This is a genomic window from Thermodesulfitimonas sp., from assembly GCF_052743955.1.
The window spans coordinates 1-2,710 of sequence record NZ_JBRAIN010000151.1 but is presented as its reverse complement, the minus strand read 5'-3'; the positions used below and the strand labels follow the sequence as shown (position 1 = coordinate 2,710).

3 protein-coding genes are annotated in these 2,710 nt (G+C 51.1%); all 3 read left to right on the top strand.

Features of this window, described 5'->3' with window-relative positions; translation table 11 throughout:
• Positions 1–605 (top strand): LuxR C-terminal-related transcriptional regulator (locus tag ACUVTA_RS09370; RefSeq protein WP_445952672.1); only part of this gene is annotated, 605 nt, incomplete at its 5' end.
• A gap of 662 nt (positions 606–1,267) precedes the next feature.
• Complete coding sequence (locus tag ACUVTA_RS09365; RefSeq protein ID WP_445952671.1) at positions 1,268–2,221, top strand: amidase domain-containing protein; 954 nt, start codon at positions 1,268–1,270, stop codon at positions 2,219–2,221.
• A gap of 80 nt (positions 2,222–2,301) precedes the next feature.
• Positions 2,302–2,710 (top strand): hypothetical protein (locus tag ACUVTA_RS09360; RefSeq protein ID WP_445952670.1); only part of this gene is annotated, 409 nt, incomplete at its 3' end.

The window sequence follows — 2,710 nt, the reverse complement described above, 5'->3', positions numbered from 1 at the left end:
CGGAGCTTGTGGCGCTCAAGATCTTCGCCGCGCCGGAGGTTTTGGCCGCCATTGAAGAAGCCGGCATCAAACCCGGCACCGTCTTCACCGAAGAAAGCTGCGGCACCAACGCCCTGGCCTTGGCGCGGGAGTACAACCGCCTCGTGGCCATCCGCGGGGAACAGCATTACTGCAAGCTTTTCAAGGACTGGTGGTGCGTCGCCAGCCCGGTGAGAGACCACGAAGGCAGAATCTGGGGTTTTCTCGACATCTCGCTGCACGCGGAAAAGGAGCTCGTTTCCACCATTGCACTGCTTCAGACTTTAGTTGAATCAATCGAGGATAAGCTCTCGCGGCTAAGCTTCGACTACGCCGGTCAAAGGACCTCCTCGCCACCTTTTTTACTCCCGGAAATGGAGCGGGAGCTTAGCCCGCGCCAGGAGGAAATCCTGCAACTGTTAACTTCTGGGTTGACCAACGAAGAGATCGCAAAGGAATGTTTTATAAGCGTAGATACCGTTAAAACTCACTGCCGGAATATCTACCGGAGGATTGGTGTTAAGAACCCGCGCGAGTTTCGCCGGGAAATTCGCCGTCGTCTTCTAAAGCCCGAGGGTCCTCTTTAACCAAAGCCGTTTACCGACGAGGGTGGCCCTGTTATTTGCGAATCACCCTTCAAGTGGTATAAAAATCACCCTTAAAGGGTGATAGACGAGCTGCTTAAAAGGTTTTATCCTTATTTCCAAGATTATGTTTCTTACTTATGGTTACCGGCATCTTAAGAGTCGGCTAAGTCGCGTCCTGTAAAGCGGAAGAAAGGGGAGGCCAAGGGGCCTATCCCCCAGTCTACTGAATGCCAGGGGTGCTGAACACCTTGTGGCAAAAGCTCACGTGGTATTCATCTCTTGTTACCGGAACTTTCAAAGACTTCAAAACCAGCCGATACCGTCTTGACTCACGGGAGTCGCTAAGAAAGGAGGCCGGGAACATCCCTTTCTAAAAAAGGAGAGTAAGCTGGCATCCGCCCGGTCAACCGCCTCGCAAATGGTGGACAGGGGAAAATCCAGCCTTACCCTCGGTGCTATTATACAACCGAGGGATGGTGATTTTCAAGTGATGCCGCCTTCTCCGCTCTTGTTCTATCTTACGAGAGAGGGGGTAGAGATTGATTCCGTAACCAAAATTTAGTAGGAGGTAGGAGTCAAAGGATATAATATTTCCGGTTAGTTTTTCGTGTTGGACAACTAAAAAAGATGAGTAAAATTAAGAATTAGGGAGGTTGGCGTCTATGCTGCGGAAACTAAAGGTGCGATGGCGGACGGTAATTGTATGTTTGCTCCTATTGGCACTGGTGGGCGGAACAGGAGCGGTTGGCTATGCCGCTGTTCAACAAGGAAACAGTCCGGTAGACGAAATGGTCAACTTGCAAGTGATGGAACAGCAGAAGGTTGAAAAAGGCAGGAAGGTCTTCGAAGAGCTTCTACGTCAGGAAGACGTTAAGGTCCCTAAATACGGGACGGAAGAATACTGGCAGCGCCTCGCCGGGTACGCCGACCCGGCAGGAAAGCTGCGGCGTCAAGATCCCCAGAAGTGGGAGCTGATAGATGCTTACGCCTACGACTATTATGTGCGCAACATTCTGCCGCCGGTAGGGCCGCCGGAGGAGGAGCTAAAGAAGCAGTCGCAGGGAAAGCCTGCTCCTATCGTCATCCAAAGCGGCACGTACAACCGTTCCGCGGCTGTTAATTATGCTTTCTACTATGTTGGTTACCCGAACGACGACCCTTTTTACAAATACTACAATCCCGCTTACCACGCATTTAGTGCCGACTGCACCAACTTTGTTTCACAATGTCTTAGAGCAGGCGGGATACCGATGGTTGATGCCTGGTGGCGGCCTTACTGGGACAAAGACGACTGGTACTACTACCGCCACGGTACCGATGCCTACGACAGCAACAATGATGACGACTGGTCCTGGAGCTGGGTGAAGGTGGCGACCCTCCACTGGCACATCCGGAGTCGCTTAGGTACCCTGGTTTCTTCACCCAGCCAACTTCAACTGGGTGACATCGTTCAGCTTAACCTCGATGATAGTGATCCGACTAACGATCACTCGATGATCGTGACGTACATCGACAGCGCTGGAAATAGGTATGTGACCTATCATACCACAAATACACCAGCCAGAAAATTGAGCGACATCAGCGGCACCAAATACTACCTGCATATAACGTATTAATAATGGCCTGCCTCAGACGAAGAAGCCTGGGGTAGGCTTACCCTTTCCTGCCACAGAGGGAGACGGAAGGAGATGAAACCTTGAAAAAACTGGCGGCCTTTTTCGTGATCTTGATTACCCCGTTGATCGTTGCCGGGTGCCAGAAATACGATCCCGTCGGCACTCTGCAAGCTACGGTTAAAGTCAGCGTTTACTTTTCTCCTGATCCAAATGATCCCCTATACGGCTGGTATAAGAGTAGGAGGCCAGACTCAGAAAAACATCGGCAGGTAGTATACCAAACAACCGTAACAAACGTCGGAAAAAGGAATAAAAGCTTCATTTTAGTCTACCCGATTCTTGATCCTTCTTTTAAGAAACTTGTCATCAACGAGTGCTTAGGCATCCCTTGGGCTGTACCTCCAGGTAAAACAGTCACCCTGGACAGAGTCTGGTACCTCACCGAAGGCAACCCCGCCGAAGTGGAAAGACTTGCCTACCAGAGCAAGG

Excerpts from the sequence above, each read along its gene's own strand:
- ACUVTA_RS09365 (WP_445952671.1), top strand. The coding sequence starts at position 1,268 with ATGCTGCGGAAACTAAAGGTGCGATGGCGGACGGTAATTGTATGTTTG.